The organism is Microbacterium lushaniae (assembly GCF_008727775.1).
Classification (GTDB): Bacteria; Actinomycetota; Actinomycetes; order Actinomycetales; family Microbacteriaceae; genus Microbacterium; species Microbacterium lushaniae.
This window is the reverse complement of sequence record NZ_CP044232.1, coordinates 2,469,083-2,486,973: the sequence shown is the minus strand read 5'-3', so window position 1 is coordinate 2,486,973 and position 17,891 is coordinate 2,469,083. Positions and strand designations below refer to the sequence as shown.

Here is a 17,891-nt window from a genome sequence, read left to right as displayed (position 1 = left end):
GGCGGCGTGAGCCGGACCGCCTACGTGATCGTGGAGACCGGCTCGGTGTCGGGGATGGGACTGGCGTCGCGGTCGCGCAGATCGGGGAATCCGCGGACGCACGCGAGCGCCACCAGCACGCCGACCCCGGCGAACCCGGCCGCGGCGACATAGGCGCCCTGCGGGCCGACCCCGTCGATGAGGAAACCGGCCACCGCCGACCCGGCTGCTGCTCCGATGAGCTGGCCCGTGCCGATCCAGCCGTATGCCTCGGCGGTCTCGCTGAACCGCACGCTGGCGGAGGTGATGGCGAAGATGACCGCCAGGGCCGGGGCGATCCCGATGCCGGCGAGGAAGAGCGTTCCGCCGAGCCACCACACGTCCAGCGCGAAGATCGCCAGCGCCAGGCCCACGGCCACGATCGTCAGGCGCCGGGCCATGGCCCACGGCCCGATCGGGATGTGCCCGAACGTCAGGCCGCCGGCCAGGCTCCCGACCGAGAAGACGGCGAGCACGAGGCCGGCCGCGGCCCCGGAGTGACCGAACGTGGCCACGACGCCGACCTCGACCGCCGAGCATGCCGCGATCAGGAGGAACCCGGTGACCGTGGCCAGCAGGACGGGGGCCTTCAGCAGCACCCGTCCGAAGCCGCGGCGGCTGCGCGGGATGCGCACGCGTCCGACCTCGGGGGACAGGATGAACCAGCTCCCGCCGCCCACGAGGATCACCACGATCAGGAGCAGCGCCTCGAGGGTGCCGATCTGGGTGGCCACGAACGTGATGACCACGGGCGCGACGATCCAGATGATCTCCTGCAGTGACGCGTCGAGGGAGAACAGCGGCGTCAGCTGGCGCGAGGTCACCATCTTCGGGTAGATCGTGCGCACGGCCGACTGGACGGGAGGGGTGGACAGCCCGGCGATGAGGCCGAGCGCCATGTAGCCGGGCACGGGGAGGGGCAGCAGCGCGAGCGCGGTGATCGCCAGCGCGCACACCGCGAGGGTCAGCACGAGCACCGGACGCATCCCCCAGCGGCCCATCCAGCGGCTGGTGACGGGGCCCGCGACGGCCTGGCCGATCGAGGTCGCCGCCAGGACCAGGCCCGCGGCGGCGTACGAGCCGGTCACCCGCTCGACGTGCAGCAGCACCGCCAGGCTCGTCATGCCGTTGGGGAATCGGGCGGCCAGCTGTGCGGTCATGATCCGCGCGACGCCGCGCGTGCGCAGGAGATCCCGGTAACCAGCCACGACATCCCACGGTACCCACTCGTCCCGGCTGCGGCGAACGTCCCGGGACCGGCGAGGGGCGTGCGGGCGCGACACGCCGACCGCGCGCATTCCACAGAAGTCCGCATGTCGGAGGTCCGCCCTACCCTGGCGCCTGTGGACAGATCTCGCCGCGGCGGGGGAAACGAGCGGGATTCAGGGCTTTTCCGGTCTCGGAAACCGTGCCGCGCCTGTGGATGAAACGGTGGACAACATGTGTTGTATCTGGGGAGAGCGGTGGAAAACTACACGAATGTAACTACTAGCCCTTGTGGTGCCTTCCAATGTCGGCACCCATATGTAGTATTGAGCTCCCGGGACAGCAGTACTCCGGGAAACCAGGTCCTTGAGGGGAGAAACGGGTAATCATGGCCATCACGGTGTACACCAAGCCTTCGTGCGTGCAGTGCACGGCGACCTATCGCGCGCTGGACTCGAAGGGCATCGAATACGAGGTGCAGGACCTGTCTCAGGATGCCGCCGCCCTCGAGCAGGTCAAGGCCCTCGGCTACCTCCAGGCGCCGGTCGTCATCACGGATGAGGACCACTGGTCCGGCTTCCGCCCCGACAAGATCGACGAACTCGCCTCCCGCCTGGCCTGAGCTTCGACCGGCTCAGGGGCCGCCGTCATGAGTTCTGTCGTGACCGCCACCGAAGTCCCGCTCCTGGTCTACTTCTCGAGCGTGTCGGGCAACACCGCGCGTTTCATCGAGAAGCTCGGGATGCGGGCGGTGCGCATCCCGCTCCACGCCACAGACGCCCCCCTCACCATCGACGAACCGTTCGTGCTCGTGACCCCCACGTATGGCGGGGGTCAGGGGCGCGGCGTCGAGAAGGGCGCCGTCCCCAAGCAGGTCATCCGGTTCCTCAATCACACCGGCAACCGCAGCAACATCCGCGGAGTCATCTCCGCGGGCAACACGAATTTCGGCGAGCATTTCGGTCTCGCCGGCGAAATCATCAGCCGCAAGTGCTCCGTGCCGCACTTGTACAAGCTCGAGCTCTTCGGCACACCCGACGACGTCGCTCGCGTCAGCGAAGGATTGGAACGATGGTGGAATCAGCACTAGAGGCGGCACTGACCGCGAACGACTTCAAGGCCGACCTCCGGTTCGACGGCATGGACTACCACGCCCTCAACGCGATGCTCAACCTGTACGACGCGGACGGCAAGATCCAGTTCGACGCCGACAAGCGCGCCGCGCGGGAGTACTTCCTGCAGCACGTCAACCAGAACACGGTGTTCTTCCACTCGCTCAAGGAGCGCCTGGATTACCTCGTGGAGAAGGAGTACTACGAGCCGGCCGTGCTCGAGAAGTACTCGTTCGAGTTCATCCAGCAGCTCAACGACTTCGCGTACGGGAAGAAGTTCCGCTTCGAGACGTTCCTCGGCGCGTTCAAGTACTACACGAGCTACACGCTGAAGACCTTCGACGGCAAGCGCTACCTGGAGCGCTTCGAAGACCGCGTCGTGATGACCGGTCTCGCCCTCGCCGACGGTGACGAGAAGCTCGCCACCGAGATCGTCGACGAGATCCTCTCCGGCCGGTTCCAGCCGGCGACCCCGACCTTCCTCAACGCGGGCAAGGCCCAGCGCGGCGAGCTCGTCAGCTGCTTCCTGCTGCGCATCGAAGACAACATGGAGTCGATCTCGCGCGGCATCAACTCCTCGCTGCAGCTGTCCAAGCGCGGCGGGGGCGTGGCCCTGCTGCTGTCGAACATCCGCGAGGCGGGTGCGCCGATCAAGCAGATCGAGAACCAGTCCAGCGGCATCATCCCCGTCATGAAGCTCCTCGAAGACAGCTTCAGCTACGCCAACCAGCTCGGCGCACGCCAGGGCGCCGGCGCGGTGTACCTGTCGGCCCACCACCCCGACATCCTGCGCTTCCTCGACACCAAGCGTGAGAACGCCGACGAGAAGATCCGCATCAAGACGCTCTCGCTGGGTGTCGTGGTGCCCGACATCACGTTCGAGCTGGCCAAGAACGACGAGGACATGTACCTGTTCTCGCCGTACGACGTCGAGCGCGTGTACGGCGTGCCCTTCGGTGACATCTCCGTCACGGAGAAGTACCGCGAGATGGTCGATGACCCGCGCATCAAGAAGACCAAGATCAACGCGCGTGAGTTCTTCCAGACCCTCGCGGAGATCCAGTTCGAGTCGGGCTACCCGTACATCATGTTCGAGGACACGGTGAACAAGGCCAACCCGATCAAGGGCCGGATCAACATGTCGAACCTCTGCAGCGAGATCCTGCAGGTGAACACCCCGACGACGTTCAACGAAGACCTGTCCTACGACCAGATCGGCAAGGACATCTCGTGCAACCTCGGTTCGCTCAACATCGCCCTGGCGATGGACGGCGGCGACCTCGCGCGGACCGTGGAGACCAGCATCCGCGCGCTCACCGCGGTCAGCGAGCAGAGCCACATCCGCTCGGTGCGCTCGATCGAGGAGGGCAACGACCGGACGCACGCGATCGGCCTCGGCCAGATGAACCTGCACGGCTACCTCGCCCGCGAGCACGTCTACTACGGCTCGGAGGAGGGTGTCGACTTCACGAACATCTACTTCTACACGGTGCTGTTCCACGCGCTCCGCGCGTCGAACAAGCTCGCCATCGAGCGCGGTCAGGCCTTCGACGGCTTCTGGGACTCGGCCTATGCGTCGGGGGAGTTCTTCGACAAGTACATCGAGCAGGTGTGGGAGCCCGAGACCGACAAGGTCAAGAGCATGTTCGCCGGTCACCACATCCCCACGCAGGACGACTGGCGTGAGCTGAAGGCTTCGATCCAGCAGTTCGGCATCTACAACCAGAACCTGCAGGCCGTGCCCCCGACCGGGTCGATCTCGTACATCAACAACTCCACGAGCTCCATCCACCCCATCGCGGCGAAGGTCGAGATCCGCAAGGAGGGCAAGCTCGGACGCGTGTACTACCCGGCGGCGTTCATGACGAACGACAACCTGGAGTACTACCAGGACGCGTACGAGATCGGCTACGAGAAGGTCATCGACACCTACGCCGCCGCCACGCAGCACGTGGACCAGGGCCTGTCGCTCACGCTGTTCTTCAAGGACACCGCGACCACGCGCGACATCAACAAGGCGCAGATCTACGCCTGGCGCAAGGGCATCAAGACGATCTACTACATCCGGCTGCGCCAGATGGCCCTCGAGGGCACCGACATGAGCGAATGCGTCTCGTGCACGCTGTGACGCGCTGACCAGGATTCGAGAGAAGAAGAAGATATGAGCGAGAAGCTCCAGCTCCTGGATCACGTCCAGGCCATCAACTGGAACCGCATCCAGGACGATAAGGATCTCGAGGTGTGGAACCGCCTCGTGAACAATTTCTGGCTGCCCGAGAAGGTGCCGCTGTCCAACGACATCCAGTCGTGGAACACGCTGACCCCCGACGAGCAGCTCCTCACGATGCGGGTGTTCACCGGACTGACGCTCCTGGACACCATCCAGGGCACCGTCGGCGCGGTGTCGCTCATCCCGGATGCGATCACCCCGCACGAGGAGGCGGTGTACACCAACATCGCTTTCATGGAGTCGGTGCACGCGAAGAGCTATTCGTCGATCTTCTCGACCTTGTGCTCGACGAAGGAGATCGACGAGGCCTTCCGCTGGTCGGTGGAGAACCCGAATCTGCAGAAGAAGGCGCAGATCGTCATGGAGTACTACCGCGGCGACTCGCCCCTGAAGCGGAAGGTCGCCTCGACGCTCCTGGAGTCGTTCCTGTTCTACTCCGGCTTCTACCTGCCGATGCACTGGTCCAGCCGCGCCAAGCTCACCAACACCGCCGACCTCATCCGCCTCATCATCCGCGACGAGGCCGTGCACGGGTACTACATCGGCTACAAGTTCCAGAAGGGCCTCGAGAAGGTCTCCGAGGCCGAGCGCGCGGACATCAAGGACTACACGTTCTCGCTGATGTACGAGCTCTACGACAACGAGGTGCAGTACACGCAAGACCTCTACGACGGCGTCGGGCTGACCGAAGACGTCAAGAAGTTCCTGCACTACAACGCCAACAAGGCGCTCATGAACCTCGGCTACGAGGCCATGTTCCCGGCGAGCGTGACGAACGTGAACCCGGCGATCCTGTCGGCGCTCTCGCCCAACGCCGACGAGAACCACGACTTCTTCAGCGGGTCGGGTTCGTCCTACGTCATCGGCAAGGCCGAGGCCACCGAGGACGACGACTGGGACTTCTAGAGTTCCGCATCCGCACCGTCGGATGATCGCACGAAGGTCGGAGGATCCCACCCGGATCCTCCGACGTTCGTCATTTCCTCCGACGTGGTGATGTCCGCGGTGCGCGGGAGCATGAGGGCATGACCCGTTGATGCCGCCGCCGCCCTCCGGATCCCGTGCGACCGCCTGGCGGATCGCCGCGCAGAACGACTGGGCCGACACCGCCCTCGCGGTGGCGTCCCTTCAGGCGGACGCGCTCATCACGGCCGACCCTGCGCTGGCCGCCGCGGCCGCGGGCATCGTGCGGGTGGCTGACATCGGCGAGCTGATCACGCCCGACGGGACGAGCGTCTGACGCGCCGCGTCGGAAGATCGCGCGAACGTCGGAGGATTCCGCCCGCATCCTCCGACCTTCTTCGCCTTCTCCGACGTCGGTGATGGCAGGGTCAGCGCTTGACGGAGGCGGTCACCGTGAACTTCGGATTGCGGGCGATCTGCCGCGTGGGGCCTACCAGGCGGTTCAGGGCCGGCCGGTACTGCAGGGCCGAGTTCCACACGGTCCACAGCTCACCGCCGGTGCGCAGCACGCGCGCGGCATCGGCGAAAAGGGAGGGCGCGATGCCCTCGTCGATGGCGGCGCCGCGGTGAAACGGCGGGTTCAGGGCGATGAGAGACGCGCTGGCATCCGGGAGCGCCGACAGCGCGTCATCCCGCACCACCGTCATCCGATCGGCCAGACCGTTCGCCTCGGCGGTGGCACGGGCGGATGCGACGGCGGCGGCCGATTCGTCGGAGGCGTAGACCTGCAGGCCGGGGTGCCGCACCGCCATCGCCGCCCCCACGACGCCGCTTCCGCACGCCATGTCGATGAAGGGGTCACGGTCGCCGGGGGAGGGGAGGTGCTCGAGCAGGAGCCGTGTTCCGAGGTCGAGGGATGCGCCGGCGAAGACACCGCCGAAGGCGCACACGATGACGCCGTCGTGGGTGGCACGGGCGGGCACCGGATCCCGTCCGTCGTGGGGGCCACGCGCGATGAGCACGCGTGACTTCTGCCGCGCGTGCGTGACGTCGACGGTCGCGAAGTGCTCGCGGAGGACGTCGTTCATCGAGACGCTCATGTGCTTGATCCGTCCGCCCGCGAAGACGGCGACATCGGATGCGGCGTGCGCGGCGATCAGGCCCGCCATGTCGCGCAGCGCATCCAGCGAGCGCGGCAGTCGCATCAGCACGGCGCGCGCACCGCGGAGGAGCTCGCCGTCCAGGGGCATCGAGCGCACCGAGCCTTCGAGGCCGAACGCGCGGGCATTGGCCTGAAGCGCACGCTCATCCGAGAGCGGATCCTGATGCACGCGCACGGGGGATGCGGCGTGGCCTGCCGCGACCGACAGCGCCAGCGCCCCGCTGGTGTCACCGATCACGACGATGTCGCCCGCGTCGAGAGCGGTCCGCGCGGGCGCGGACTCGTCCAAGAGCAGTCGGTCCGCCGCGTCATGCGCCGCGTCGCCATTGGGGCCGGCATCGCGCCGGAGAGCATCGAGGGAGAAGTCCACCGCCCCACGTTACCTGCGGGCGCCGAGCGCCGCCGCCGGTGGAGCCCAGGGAAGGTCCGTAGGCTGGGGGTTCCCGCACCCGACGAGGAGACCCCGTGTTCCGCGCGCCCCTGACGCTCTTCCGCACCCTCGCCATCGCGGAGGCGGTGTCCTGGACGATTCTCATCGCCGCGCTCATCGTGCGCGCCGTCGCCGGACTGGATGTCGCCGTCACGATCGGCGGGGCCATCCACGGATTCGTGTTCCTCTCCTACGGCGCGACAGCGATCCTGGTGGCGCTGAACCAGCGCTGGCGCGCGTGGCCCACCGTCGTGGCCGTCGCCAGCGCGGTCATCCCGTATGCGACCATCCCGACCGAGATCTGGCTGAACCGATCCGGTCGCCTGACCGGTCAGTGGCGGCTGGAGGAGACCGACGACCCGCGCGACCGCACGGTGCTGGACCGGATGCTGCGCTTCTTCCTGCGCCGGCCCTGGGTGCTCGCGCTGCTGCTGGTCGCGGCGATCGTGGTGCTGTACGTCGTGCTGCTCATCGTCGGCCCGCCCGGCGGGCGCCACTGAGGTCGGAGCATCCGCTCAACGTCGGAGGATGCATCCCGCATCGCCCGACGAAGGCGCGATCATCCGACGCTGATGCGCGCGGGACGGACGGATGGCGCGGGCGCGGGCGGCGGGCGGCGCGGATGCGGCGGGCGGTCAGGCCCGCAGGCTCACGTGCGGTTGCCGAGGTGGATCGGCAGCGCGAATGCCGCCGAGACCAGCAGGATGCCGAGGATGAAGAACAGGGCCTGGAACGGGGCCAGCGCGAAGGAGATGCCGACGAGAAGCACCCCGCCGAGGAACAGGATGAGCGCGATAACGTACATGGGACCTCCTGCATCCAGGCTATCGTGCCCGGCGGCCCTCTCCGTTCCCCACGCGAACAGGAGACAAGACGCCGAGGCCGCGGCAGGATGGTGCGGTGACCACCGTCCAGCGGCAGCGGCCCGGTCCGCACAAGAAGAAGGCCCTGCGCGGCGACCGGCTGTCGGCCGCCCTCATGCTGCTCGGCGTCGCGGTCGCGTTGGCGTGGGCGAACATCCCGGGCGGGTCCTACGACGGCACGTGGGAGCTGCCGCTCACCCTCGGTGCCGGCGACACCGCGATCACCTTCACCCTGCACGCCTTCGTCAACGAAGGCCTCATGACGCTGTTCTTCTTCCTCGTCGGGCTCGAGGTGAAGCACGAGTTCGCCGTCGGCGAGCTGACCGACCGCTCCCGCGCCCTCGTGCCGATCACCGCCGCCGCCGCGGGGCTGATCCTGCCCGCGCTGATCTTCCTCCTGGTCAACCTCGGCGACGGCGAGCCGGATGCGTGGGGGGTGGTCATCTCCACCGACACGGCGTTCCTCCTGGGTGCGCTGGCCATCATCGGGCCGAGGTTCTCCGCGCGGCTGCGGACGTTCCTCCTCACCCTCGCCGTGGTCGATGACATCGGGGCGCTCCTGGCGATCGGGCTGTTCTACAACGACGGCCTGGACATCTGGCCGTTCGTGGTCGCGGTCGTGCTCATCGGGCTGCTCGCCGTCGTGCGGTTCCTGCCGGCGCCGCTGCGTCCGCCGGCGTACGTCCTGCTCGGGGCGGCGCTGTGGGTGGCGGTGTACCTCGCCGGCATCCATCCCACCCTCGCCGGGGTGGCCGTCGCCCTCCTCATCCCCGTCTTCCCGCCGCGTCGCCCGGAGGTGGAACGTGCCGCAGAGCAGGCGCAGGCCTTCCGCGAGTCGCCGAACCCCCGGTACGCGGCGGCCGTCTCACGGAGCCTCCGGGAATCCTTCTCGATCAACGACCGCGTGCAGGACGCGTGGCGTCCCTACATCCTCTACGTGGTGCTTCCGATCTTCGCGGTGGCCAACGCGGGGGTCCACATCACCGGCGCGACCCTGGCCGACGCCCTCGCCTCGCCCGTCGCATGGGGGATCCTCGCGGGGCTCATCGTGGGCAAATCCCTCGGCATCTTCGGCGCGACCTGGCTGGTGTGCGCCGTCGGGCGGGGGCAGCTCGCACCGGGCCTGAGTCTTCACCGCATCGCGGGCGGGGCGGCGCTGTCGGGGATCGGATTCACCATCTCCCTCTTCCTCGTCCCCATCGCCATCAGCGACCCCGAGACGCAGGACATCGCGCGCGTGGCCGTGCTGGCCGCATCCGTGCTGGCCTTCTTCCTGGGATGGGCGATCCTGGCGATCGGCGACCGCCTCAGCCCTCCGCAGGCGATCGGAGCGCGGCTGGCCCGACCGGTGGACCCTACGCGCGACCACGTCAAAGGCAGCATGGCCGCGCCGTACGAGATCGTCGAGTACGGCGATTTCGAGTGCCCCTTCTGCAGCCGCGCGACCGGCTCGGTGGACGCGGTGCGCGAGCACTTCGGCGCCGACGTCCGCTGGGTGTGGCGTCATCTGCCGCTGGATCACGTCCACCCGCACGCGCAGGAGGCCGCTCAGGCCGCGGAGGCGGCGGCCATACAGGGGCAGTTCCTCCAGATGGCGACCAAGCTGTTCGCGCATCAGGGCCACCTCGAGCGCGATGACCTGTTCCGCTACGCCGAGATGCTGGGGCTGGATCCCGACCGCTTCGCCGACGACTTCGCATCGGCGCGCGTGCTGCGCCACATTCAGGACGACCGGCTGGATGCGGAGATCATGGACCTGAACTCCACGCCGTCGTTCTTCGTCAACGGGTACCGGCACGTCGGGCCGTACGACTCCGCGACGCTCATCCGGGCGCTGCAGTCGGGCGCACGGGGGGCCCCGGCACCGCGCTGACGCGCAGCACATCCTGGGCCAGCAGCGTGGCCCCGGCCACGGCTGCGGGCATCACGGCGATCGCGCCGAAGGGGATCAGGAAGCACAGCTGCGTCGCGACGCCGAATCCGAGGGCACGCGCGCGGGAGGTGCGCAGGAGGCGCTTGCGCTCGGCGGGGCCGATGCCCCGCGCGGTGAGGGCGCGGGAGCTGAGCTCGTCCGCCAGCAGGCGGCCGGTCAGGGCCACGCCGAGTGCGGCGCCGGCGACCCCGCCCACCACCGGGACCAACCCCACCAGCCACGCCAGGAGCGCGACGCCGACACCCCGGAGGAACAGCGACAGTGCATCGCCGGCGGCGCGCCAGAAGCCGTAGCCGGCTTCGGGGATGGATCCGGTCACGTCGCGCTCCACGGCGCGCCAGATGCGGTCGTAGAACGGTTCGCCCAGGGTGAGGGTCAGCGCAGTGGTGGTCGACGCGGCCAGGAAGAGCGCCCCGCCGAACGTGGCCACGCCCAGCACGAGGCGCACGGCCCCCGCCCAGAACTCCGGCCATCCTTCCGCGAAGGGAGTGAGCGTGACGACCAATTGCGGCAGCGCCATCCCCAGTGCGATGAGCCCGGCGAGCATCAGCAGCGCCACGATCGCGGCGGGCACGAGCCCCAGCGCCATCGCGCCGGGGATCCGCCGCCACATCCCGAACCCGCGACCCAGCGTGCCCGCCCCGCGCATGAATTCCCGCATGCGCGCAAGTCTCCCAGAACCGTCGCTCGTCGGTGACATGATGGGGCCCCGTCGGACAGGAGCGCCGGATGCAGCTGCGGACCACCTCGACGCAACGGACCTACCGTTACGTGCGCGTCTCACTCGTGGCGGTCGTGCTGCTGGTCGCCGTGGGCGTGGGTGCTCAGGTCGTCGGGGGCGGCCCCCTGGCCTCGCTCAGCGCGTCGTACTACACCCCCGCCCGCAACGTCTTCGTGGGCGCGCTGTGCGCGGTGAGCCTGGCACTGCTGGCCCTGTCGGGCCGCAGTCTCGAGCAGGCGCTGCTGGACCTGGCGGCGGTGCTCGCCCCCGTCATCGCGTTCGTGCCCGCGCCGGTCATGGCCGGGGACGTGCCCGGGATGGATCCGAACTGCCCGGCGATGACGCCGTGCGTCCCCGCGGCGGCCGTTCCGGAGGTCGCGAACGGGATGCTGACGCTCACGGTCGTGGGCGTCGTCGGGGTCGTGGCGGCCGCGGCGCTGGCGCGGGCGCAGCGCACCTTCACCCGGGGAGCGGGCGTCACCATCCTCGCCGCGGCGGTGCTGGTGGCCGCGGCGGCCACGTGGTGGGTGCTCTCTCCCGAGACCTTCCTCCGCCGCGGGCATGATGCCGCGACGCTCGGATTCTTCACGCTGGTCACCGTCGTCGCCGCCGTCGCCGCGATCCGCCCGGTCGCCGACTCGGCGCGGGGGCGGCGCATCCTGCGAGCGGTCTACGCCGTCACTGCGGTGGGGATCCTGTCGACCCTGCTGCTGCTGGGCGTCGTGCTCGCACTTCGCGACCGCGGCGTGGATCTGATCGCCCTCACCGGCTTCCCGCTCATCTTCACCGCAGAAGCGGTGGCGCTGGGCCTGTTCGCGGTGTTCTGGGTGGCGCAGACGGTCGAGTTCTGGGATGCGGCCGATCCCGCCCTTCGCAGCGCACCGGGAATACCGGCGACGACGGAGCGTTGAACTTGATATCACCGCGCTCAAGTCCGAAACTTGATAGCGCACGACTCAAGTATCACAGGAGACGGGAATGCCCGAAGACTTCACCCCCAGCGCCGGCGACGGCGCGAGCTCGTTCGACGAGTTCCTGGCGCGGTATCTCGCCGGTGAGCGCGCCCGCGCCGAGCGCTCGATCGACCTCAGCAGGTTCCTGAGCGCGCGCACGCAGGCGCTGCTCCAGGAGGCCGGACGCTTCGCCCTGGAGCGCGGCCAGCGGGAGCTCGACGCGCTGCACATGCTGCGCGTCCTCATCGACGACGCCCCCGTGCGCGAGGCCGTGACCCGCATCGGCGCCGACCCCGCCGCGATCGCCAAGGCCACCGAAGAGCGCCTGCCCGCCGCATCCGCCCCCGCCGGGGTCGAGGGCGCGGTCATCACGCCGTCGGTTCAGCGCGCGCTGTTCCACGCGTTCCAGGTCGCTCGCTCGGCCGGCTCCACCTATGTCGACCCCGAGCACCTGTTCTTCGCCCTCGTGCTGGCCCAGGATGCGCCCGCCGGGCAGGTTCTCGCCCAGGCCGGTGTCACCGCCGAGGCCCTCACGCAGGGCGTCCGGGAGCCGGTGACCGCCGGGGCCGGGACCCAGGCCGCGCCCGAGACGGCAGGGGAGAGCCAGACGCCGAACCTCGACAAGTTCGGCACCGACCTGACCGCGCGTGCCGCGGCGGGAGAGCTCGACCCCGTGATCGGGCGCCGCGAAGAGATCGAGCAGACGATCGAGATCCTCAGCCGCCGCACGAAGAACAACCCCGTGCTGGTCGGCGAGGCCGGCGTCGGCAAGACCGCCATCATCGAAGGACTCGCATCCGCCATCGTCGCCGGCGACGTGCCCGAGCAGCTGGTCGGCAAGCGCGTCATCGCGCTCGACCTCCCCGCGATGCTCGCCGGAACCCGCTACCGCGGCGACTTCGAGGAGCGCCTCACCCAGACGATGGGGGAGGTCGCCGCTCTCAAGGGCGAGCTGATCCTCTTCATCGACGAGGTGCACACCGTCGTCGGGGCCGGCGGCGCCGGCGAGGGCGGCATGGATGCGGGCAACATCCTCAAGCCGCGCCTGGCGCGCGGCGACCTGCACCTGGTGGGTGCCACGACGCTGAAGGAATACCGCACGATCGAGAAGGACCCGGCGCTGGAGCGCCGCTTCCAGCCCGTCCGTGTGGGCGAGCCCTCGATCGAGGATGCGGTGGAGATCCTGCGGGGCCTGCGCCCCGCGTACCAGGAGCACCACGGCGTCGTCTACACCGACGAGGCGCTGCGTGCCGCGGTGGAACTGGGCGACCGGTACCTGACCGAGCGCGTGCTGCCGGACAAGGCGATCGACCTGATCGACCAGGCCGGTGCGCGCCTGCGGCTGCGCCTGGGAGTCAAGGTCGACGTGTCGGCGCTCATGGAGCGCCTGGCGACGCTGGAAGCCGACAAGAACGCCGCCGTCTCGGCCGAGCACTACGAGGAGGCCTCGCGCATCCGCGACGAGATCGTCAAGGTGCAGGAGCGGATCGAGGCGGCCACCTCCGCCGGCAGCACCGGATCGGATGCCGCCGTCGTGGACGAGCCGGAGATCGCCGCCGTCATCAGCCGGGCCACCGGCATCCCGGTGAACCGGCTGACCGAGAGCGAGCGCGAGCGTCTGGCCGCACTCGAGGACGAACTGCACGGCCGGGTGATCGGCCAGGACGACGCCGTCGCCGCCGTGGCGAAGTCGGTGCGGCGCAACCGCACCGGAATGGGCGACCCCCGCCGGCCGGTGGGATCGTTCCTGTTCCTCGGCCCGACCGGCGTCGGCAAGACCGAGCTGGCCAAGGCCCTGGCCGCCTCGCTGTTCGACGACGAGACGGCGGTCGTCCGCTTCGACATGAGCGAGTTCGGCGAGCGTCACACCGTCTCGCGCCTGGTGGGGGCTCCTCCCGGATACGTCGGCTACGACGAGGCCGGGCAGCTGACCGAGCGCGTGCGGCGCAACCCCTACTCGATCGTCCTGTTCGACGAGATCGAGAAGGCGCACCCCGACGTGTTCAACCTGCTGCTGCAGGTGCTCGACGACGGGCGTCTGACCGACGGTCAGGGCCGCACGGTCGACTTCCGCAACACGGTGGTCGTCATGACGTCGAACCTCGGCAGCGAGTTCCTCGCGTCGCGCTCCGGAGCGATCGGATTCATCGCCGACGGCGGCGGGTCCACCGGGTTCGGCTCGGAGAAGGACCTGCGCGACCGCGTGATGGGGAAGCTCCGCGAGGCGATGCGACCGGAGTTCCTCAACCGGATCGATGAGATCGTGCTGTTCCGCAAGCTCGACCTGCCGCAGCTGCGCCAGATCGTGCGTCTCATGCTGGGGGCCACCGAGGGTCGCCTGGCCAAGCGCGAGATCACGCTGGAGGTCACCGGGGCCGCGGCGGACTGGCTCGCCGAGCACGGCTACGAGCCGGAGTACGGCGCCCGCCCGCTTCGCCGCCTGATCCAGCGCGAGGTGGACGACCGCATCGCGGATCTGTTCGTGACCGGCGCTCTCGCCGACGGGGGAGCCGTCACGGTGGATGCCGCCGACGGCGAACTGTCGGTGCGCGCCGACCGTCCGGTGCTGGCCGCGGCCGCGTAATCGCGATCCGGAACGCCTCCCGAGTCCGCTCGGGAGGCGTTCCGTCGTTTCGTGGCAGGGTGGAGGCCATGACGGTCTCCCTCGGTGTCGCCGGATCGCTCGGACCCGACCTGCTCGCCCGCCTCGCCCCGGCCGTCGAGGATGCCGGTTTCGCGACCCTGTGGGTCAACGACACCCCGGGGGGCGACGCGCTGGCCGGTCTCGCCGCCGCAGCACGGACGACATCCCAGCTGACGCTGGCCACCGGCGTGATCCCCGTCGATCGCCGGCCTGCCACGGCGATCGCCGAAGAGGTCGAGGCGGCCGGTCTGCCGCCCGAGCGTCTCGTGCTCGGCATCGGCTCCGGGTCCGCACGCGAGGGGGCGCTCGCCCGCGTGTCCGACGCCGTCGACGTCCTGCGTGCCCGCGTCGACGCACGCATCGTGGTGGGTGCGCTCGGCCCGCGGATGCGGCGCCTGGGCGCCGAGAGATCGGACGGGATCCTCCTGAACTGGGTGACGGCGGACACCGCGGCCGCACAGGCGGCCGCGGCGCACACGGTCGCGGCGGGCGCATCCGTCGCCGTCTACGTCCGCACGGCGGTGGACCCCGCCGCCCGCTCGCGGCTGGAGGAGGAGGCCGGGCGGTACGCGAAGTTCCCCAACTACGCCGCGAACTTCGCCCGCATGGGTGTGTCGGCGATGGCCACGGCCTTCGCAGACTCCGCCGCGCTGGCTGAAGGCCTGCCCGCCTACGAGCGCGCCGCCGACGAGGTCGTGCTGCGGGCGGTCACGCCCACCGACGATCTCGAGGCCTACCTCGCTTTCGTCGCCGCCACCGCCCCCGGCGCCTGACCCGCAGCGGGAGGAAGCGCAAGGCCGGGCCGTTGTCGCCGCCCGGTGCGAGAATGCCGGGATGCTGCTCGCCGACGTCGTGGACACCGTCACCGCCGTCGCGGCCACGCGCGCCCGGTCGGCGAAGACCGACGCACTCGCCGGGTTGCTGGCCCGGCTCGAGGCGGACGAGATCGTGCCCGCCGTGGGCCTGCTCACGGCCTCGCCGCGGCAGGGACGCCTGGGCGTGGGGTGGCGCACCCTGTCGGGCCTGCCGGCCGGATCCGCCCCCGCCGCCACGGTCACGGTGCGCGACGTGGATGCGGCGTTCACCGCGCTGGCCGAGACCGTCGGCGCGGGGTCGGCGGCCCGCCGCGGTGAGGTGCTCGGCTCCCTCGCCCGGCGGACGACGCCGGGCGAATGGGATCTGCTCGCCCGCGTCATGATGGGCGAGCTGCGCACCGGAGCGCTGGAGGGAGTGCTCCTGGAGGCGATCGCGCGGGCGGCGCACCGCGAGCCCGCCGTGGTCCGCCGGGCCGCGATGCTCTCCGGCGACCTGGGCGAGACGGCCCGGATCGCTCTCACGGAGCCGCCGGCCGCGCTCGGCGAGGTCGGGCTGGTCGTCGGGCGGCCGGTGCTCCCCATGCTCGCGGCCACCGCGGCGACCGCGGGTGAGGCGGTCACGGCCACCGGCACCTCATCGGTCGAATACAAACTCGACGGCGCACGCATCCAGGTGCACCGTCGCGGCGACGAGGTCCGCGTGTTCACCCGCAGCCTCGCCGAGGTCACCGCGCGCGTGCCGGAGATCGTCGAGGTGGTCCGCGGGCTGCCGGCGACCGAGCTCATCCTCGATGGGGAGACCCTCTCGCTCGATGAGAGCGGGGCGCCACGGGCGTTCCAAGACACCATGGCGCGCTTCGGCGCCGAGACGGCACGCCGGATCGCGCTGCGCCCCTGGTTCTTCGATGTGCTGCACGTGGACGGCCGCGACGTGCTCGACGAGCCGCTGGCACTGCGTCAGCAGGAGCTCGAGCGAGTCGCCGGCGCGTGGCGGGTGCCGGCGATCACGACGGACGACCCCGGCGAGGCGGAGGCTTTCGCCGGCGCCGCGCTGGACGCCGGGCACGAGGGCGTCATGGTGAAGGACCTCGCCGCGCCCTACGTCGCGGGCAGGCGCGGCACGGCATGGCTGAAGATCAAGCCGGTGCACACCTTCGACCTCGTCGTCCTGGCGGTGGAGGAGGGATCCGGGCGCCGGGCGGGATGGTTGTCGAACCTGCACCTGGGCGCGTACGACCCCGACGGCGAGTTCGGCGAGGCCGGGGGCTTCGTCATGGTCGGCAAGACCTTCAAGGGTCTCACCGACGACCTGCTGCGCTGGCAGACGGAGCACTTCCCGGCCATCCAGACCCGGCGCACCGCCGGCACCGTCCACGTCGCCCCCGTCACCGTCGTGGAGATCGCCATCGACGGCGTGCAGCGCTCCCCCCGGTACCCCGGCGGGGTCGCGCTGCGCTTCGCACGCGTGAAGGCGTACCGACCCGACAAGCGTGCCGCCGACGCCGACACGATCCAGCGGCTGCGCGGGATGCTGCGGGGCTGACGCCTCGTCGGCTGCGTGCCAGGATGGCGCCATGACGCGCGCGCAAGGACCGGCGTTCGGTATCGAGTACCGCAGCGCGGGGGCACTGGCCGCCCCCCGGTGCGTGCTCGTGGTGCGCAGCGGACCCATCGCCACGATCGACCCCGCTCCGCTGGTGACGGCCGAGCATCACGTGCGTCTGCTGCTCATCGCCGTCGACGCGCCCGAGCTCGACGACCCGCCGACCTTCGGCGGCGAGACGCCCGCCGGTTCGACGGCGGCGGAGGTCCTCGCGCTGCTGCGCGAGGAGGTGCCGGACGGGCCCGTCGGCGTCGTCGGGGAGCGCGCCGCCGCCCTGTTCGCCGTCGCGCTCGCGGCGGCCCTGGGCGAGCGCGCCGACCGGCTGGCGCTGGTCGCGGCGCCGCTGCCGGAGACCGGCCTCGCCCGCGACCTCGTCTCGCAGGCCCTCGCACGGGTGGCCGCCGACACCCTCGTCGTCAACGACTCCGCGGATGAGGCCGCCCCCGCAGACGCGGCGCAGTGGTACGCCGAACGGCTGCCGCACGCCCGGGCCGACGTGCTCAGCCGTGAGGCCGCCGGTGCCCTCGACGGCCGGCTCGGGCTCACGGCGGTGTGGCCGCGCGTGCTCGCCCACGTGGCCCCGGACACGCGGCACTGATGCGCATCGTCGTCCTCACCGGCGCCGGCATCTCCGCCGAGAGCGGCCTGGCCACGTTCCGCGACGCCGGCGGGCTGTGGGAGGGGCACTCCGTCGCCGACGTGGCCACGCCGGAGGGGTTCGCCCGCGACCCCGACACCGTGCTGGCCTTCTACGACGAGCGGCGCCGCATCGCCGCATCCGCTCTCCCCAACGCCGCCCACCACGCGCTCGCCCGTCTGGAGGAGGCGCTGGGCGACGGAGTGCTCGTGGTGACGCAGAACGTCGACGACCTGCACGAGCGGGCCGGCACGCGGCGTCTCGTGCACATGCACGGCGAGCTGTTCCGGGCGCTGTGCACCCGGTGCCTGGCCCGCACGCCCTGGACCGGCGACCTGCGGAACCGTCCGGAGTGCCCGCACTGCGGTGCGCGTGCGCTGCGGCCGGACGTGGTGTGGTTCGGCGAGATGCCGTACGGCCTGGACCGCATCGACGACGCGGTGAGCGCGTGCGACGTCTTCGTCTCGGTGGGCACGTCGGGGGAGGTGTATCCCGCGGCCGGATACGCCGCGCTCGCCGCGGCGCACGGCGCGCGCACGGTCGAACTGAACCTCGCGCCCAGCGACCCCGTGCTCCCTTTCGACGACGTCCGGGCCGGGCCGGCGACCGCCGTCGTCCCCGCGTGGGTGGACGAGGTCCTCGCCGGGGCGTGAGGGCCGCG

17 protein-coding genes are annotated in these 17,891 nt (G+C 70.5%); 13 read left to right on the top strand and 4 right to left on the bottom strand.

The features are described from left to right. Nucleotides 1-20: 20 nt before the first annotated feature. Complete coding sequence (locus tag F6J85_RS11885; RefSeq protein WP_150921207.1) at nt 21-1,226, bottom strand: MFS transporter; 1,206 nt, start codon at nt 1,224-1,226, stop codon at nt 21-23. Nucleotides 1,227-1,612: 386 nt separating this feature from the next. On the opposite strand from F6J85_RS11885, the gene nrdH reads away from it, so the two are divergent. From nrdH to F6J85_RS11860, 5 genes are all read left to right on the top strand, one after another. After that, entirely contained in the window at nt 1,613-1,846 is a 234-nt protein-coding gene (gene nrdH / locus F6J85_RS11880) for a glutaredoxin-like protein NrdH (protein ID WP_135067905.1), read from the top strand. 27 nt (nt 1,847-1,873) lie between these two features. After that, nucleotides 1,874-2,314: a class Ib ribonucleoside-diphosphate reductase assembly flavoprotein NrdI gene (gene nrdI / locus F6J85_RS11875; protein WP_150925243.1), complete on the top strand. Its 441-nt coding sequence runs from the start codon at nt 1,874-1,876 to the stop codon at nt 2,312-2,314. A 50-nt stretch (nt 2,315-2,364) separates the two neighbouring features. Next, nucleotides 2,365-4,464 carry a class 1b ribonucleoside-diphosphate reductase subunit alpha gene (nrdE, locus tag F6J85_RS11870; RefSeq protein ID WP_150927405.1) on the top strand — a complete coding sequence of 700 codons (2,100 nt, stop codon included), beginning with the start codon at nt 2,365-2,367 and terminating at the stop codon, nt 4,462-4,464. Between the two features lie 33 nt (nt 4,465-4,497). Beyond that, nucleotides 4,498-5,472, top strand: coding sequence for a class 1b ribonucleoside-diphosphate reductase subunit beta (gene nrdF, locus F6J85_RS11865; RefSeq protein ID WP_150925241.1), 975 nt, complete (start codon nt 4,498-4,500; stop codon nt 5,470-5,472). Nucleotides 5,473-5,602: 130 nt separating this feature from the next. Next, nucleotides 5,603-5,806: a pyruvate ferredoxin oxidoreductase gene (locus F6J85_RS11860; protein WP_150925239.1), complete on the top strand. Its 204-nt coding sequence runs from the start codon at nt 5,603-5,605 to the stop codon at nt 5,804-5,806. A gap of 91 nt (nt 5,807-5,897) precedes the next feature. Here F6J85_RS11860 and F6J85_RS11855 read toward each other — a convergent pair whose 3' ends face one another. Beyond that, a complete protein-coding gene (locus F6J85_RS11855) occupies nt 5,898-7,001 on the bottom strand; it encodes a class I SAM-dependent methyltransferase (protein WP_150925237.1) in 1,104 nt (367 codons plus the stop codon). Between the two features lie 95 nt (nt 7,002-7,096). Between F6J85_RS11855 and F6J85_RS11850 the strand changes: the two genes are divergently transcribed. Further along, nucleotides 7,097-7,561: a DUF3817 domain-containing protein gene (locus F6J85_RS11850; protein ID WP_150925235.1), complete on the top strand. Its 465-nt coding sequence runs from the start codon at nt 7,097-7,099 to the stop codon at nt 7,559-7,561. Between the two features lie 149 nt (nt 7,562-7,710). Here the strand turns inward: F6J85_RS11850 and F6J85_RS17710 are convergent, their stop codons facing one another. Further along, the gene (locus F6J85_RS17710) at nt 7,711-7,866 is read right to left on the bottom strand and encodes a hypothetical protein (RefSeq protein ID WP_167747785.1); all 156 of its coding nucleotides are present in this window, start codon (nt 7,864-7,866) and stop codon (nt 7,711-7,713) included. A gap of 95 nt (nt 7,867-7,961) precedes the next feature. On the opposite strand from F6J85_RS17710, the gene nhaA reads away from it, so the two are divergent. Continuing rightward, entirely contained in the window at nt 7,962-9,797 is a 1,836-nt protein-coding gene (nhaA, locus tag F6J85_RS11845; protein WP_238706945.1) for a Na+/H+ antiporter NhaA, read from the top strand. Here the strand turns inward: nhaA and F6J85_RS11840 are convergent. Further along, nucleotides 9,748-10,518, bottom strand: a complete 771-nt coding sequence (locus F6J85_RS11840; RefSeq protein WP_150925233.1) for an EI24 domain-containing protein — start codon at nt 10,516-10,518, stop codon at nt 9,748-9,750. The genes nhaA and F6J85_RS11840 overlap by 50 nt on opposite strands. A gap of 68 nt (nt 10,519-10,586) precedes the next feature. Here F6J85_RS11840 and F6J85_RS11835 point away from each other — a divergent pair, with 68 nt between their 5' ends. The 6 genes from F6J85_RS11835 (at nt 10,587) to F6J85_RS11810 (ending at nt 17,883) form a co-directional block, all read left to right on the top strand. Further along, the gene (locus F6J85_RS11835; protein ID WP_150925231.1) at nt 10,587-11,489 is read left to right on the top strand and encodes a hypothetical protein; all 903 of its coding nucleotides are present in this window, start codon (nt 10,587-10,589) and stop codon (nt 11,487-11,489) included. A gap of 67 nt (nt 11,490-11,556) precedes the next feature. Continuing rightward, nucleotides 11,557-14,115 (top strand): ATP-dependent Clp protease ATP-binding subunit, encoded by a 2,559-nt coding sequence (locus F6J85_RS11830; protein WP_150925229.1) that lies wholly within the window; start codon nt 11,557-11,559, stop codon nt 14,113-14,115. A gap of 68 nt (nt 14,116-14,183) precedes the next feature. Continuing rightward, nucleotides 14,184-14,948 (top strand): LLM class flavin-dependent oxidoreductase, encoded by a 765-nt coding sequence (locus F6J85_RS11825; protein WP_150925227.1) that lies wholly within the window; start codon nt 14,184-14,186, stop codon nt 14,946-14,948. A gap of 61 nt (nt 14,949-15,009) precedes the next feature. Beyond that, nucleotides 15,010-16,533 (top strand): ATP-dependent DNA ligase, encoded by a 1,524-nt coding sequence (locus tag F6J85_RS11820; RefSeq protein ID WP_150925225.1) that lies wholly within the window; start codon nt 15,010-15,012, stop codon nt 16,531-16,533. A gap of 31 nt (nt 16,534-16,564) precedes the next feature. After that, nucleotides 16,565-17,191: a hypothetical protein gene (locus F6J85_RS11815; protein WP_150925223.1), complete on the top strand. Its 627-nt coding sequence runs from the start codon at nt 16,565-16,567 to the stop codon at nt 17,189-17,191. Further along, nucleotides 17,191-17,883, top strand: a complete 693-nt coding sequence (locus tag F6J85_RS11810; RefSeq protein WP_150925221.1) for an NAD-dependent deacylase — start codon at nt 17,191-17,193, stop codon at nt 17,881-17,883. The genes F6J85_RS11815 and F6J85_RS11810 overlap by 1 nt, the downstream gene beginning before the upstream one ends. The last annotated feature ends 8 nt before the right edge of the window (nt 17,884-17,891 follow it).